The 1,667-nt window shown below is 67.9% G+C and carries 1 protein-coding gene; it reads right to left on the reverse strand.

The window, feature by feature from the left end; translation table 11 throughout:
• Positions 1–8: 8 nt before the first annotated feature.
• On the reverse strand, positions 9–1,502 hold the full coding sequence (locus AB0J64_RS57210; protein WP_364047235.1) for an NF041680 family putative transposase: 1,494 nt from the start codon (positions 1,500–1,502) through the stop codon (positions 9–11).
• Positions 1,503–1,667 lie beyond the last annotated feature (165 nt).

The following is a 1,667-nucleotide window of genomic DNA, read 5'->3' on the forward strand; positions in this document are numbered from 1 at the left end:
CTTGTTCTTTAAGGTCCGAGATCGCGTTTGGTGGTCAGGGACGTGGGCCGCTTGTTGACTTTCCCCAGGTTGTAGCGGGGAGCGCGGCTTCGGTTGCGGGAGCCGGGCGGCCGTCCAGGGCCTGGCTTGCTCGGTTTGGGCGCACGGGCCGGGCATGGGATGGCCGGGCGGATGTTGCGAAACCCTCGCCGTACCCGGGCCGGGGTCAGGCGGCCGGGCGGGGCGGGCTTCTCCCACGGGCGGCGCAGGTCTTCCACCAGGTGCCGGGCCAGGCGTAGCTGGGTGTAGGCGGCGATGATGAGCCAGGTCCACAGATCAGCGGCCTGTGGGTTGCGGATTTTCGGCGCGGTCCAGCCGAGCGTCTGTTTCCAGAGTCGGAACGTATGCTCAAGATCGAATCTGCGGAGGAAGGCCTGCCACAGCAGGTCGATCTGGGCGGCTGGTAGGCCGGTGGCCGAGGACCACAGCCATACCGGCTTGGGGCTGGCGTCACCTGGCAGCCGTTGGACGGTCAGCCGGATGAGTGTGCCCTCGATGATCGGCAGTTCGCCGTCGTGGTCGATCCAGGCGGCGCGGCGGGTGAGCCGGTGATGCAGCCGATCCCACGCGGTCGCGATCGCGGTGCCGTACCGCGTCGTCTGAGTCGAGGTGGCCTGGTCAGGGGTGTGCCAGGTGGCTGGGTCGGCAAAGCGGAACTCGCCGCCGTGCTTGGGCGGGCGGCCACCGGCGGGGTTGGCCAGGCAGTGCTCACGGCGCGACGGCGCCGGGCGGCGCAGCACCCGATCGGAACGGAGCCTGCCGAGCACCTCCACCGGCAGATCGGCCAGTAGGAAGGCCAAGCGGGGCAGATCGTAGCCGGCGTCGAAGACCAGCAGGATGTCCGCCTCACCCGGCCGCCACTGGCGGGCCTCGATCAGCCGGATGACCAGGTCCCGGACCTGAGCGGCGGTCACGGCGGCCACGTCGGCCTCGGCCTCCAGCCGGACGGCGTCCAGCACCGCGGTCCAGGAGGTCCGTCCCGTCTCCAGCGCGGCGATCACGGAGTATGGCCAGCCTGGGATCATCAGATGCTGATCCTTGCTGCGGCCGTAGGTGTGGCAGAACGAGCGGCCCGCACTGGTGGCCGCGTCCGGCCGCAGCCACGGGGAGACGTCCACCGCCAGGACCAGGCGGTCACCTGCGGTCCTGGGCAGCGGCAGGCCCACCAGCGCGCGCCGGAACCGGCCGATCTGGAGGCGGCCGTGATTGAGGCCGTCGTACAGGGTGCCGTGCCCGCGCCGATGCTCGGCCGTCAGCGTCAGATCCACCAGCGACGTCACCGGCCCGTCGGCGCATAACACCGCGTCGACCAGCTCGAAAAGCTCATCGCCCCTGCTGCTCAGACACTCGTAGAAGAGCCGTCGGAAATGCGACAGCTCGTCCATCGCCCGGTCGGGGAGGTCATCTGGGATGGATTTCGGGACACCTGTCACGCTGGGTGTCACGATGGATGCCACGGCCATCGTCTCTCCTTCTTGTCTGTCCGATTCGCAGCGAAGATGAGACGGTGGCCGCAACATGTCACGGCGACACGCCGTAACCATAAAGACACAGTCCACTATGGGCTGATAGATGCCATAAGTCTCTGATCAGGGCATACGCCCAAGAATTTGGTTTTAGAACAAGCT

The organism is Nonomuraea sp. NPDC049695, assembly GCF_040674955.1.
GTDB lineage: Bacteria > Actinomycetota > Actinomycetes > Streptosporangiales > Streptosporangiaceae > Nonomuraea > Nonomuraea helvata.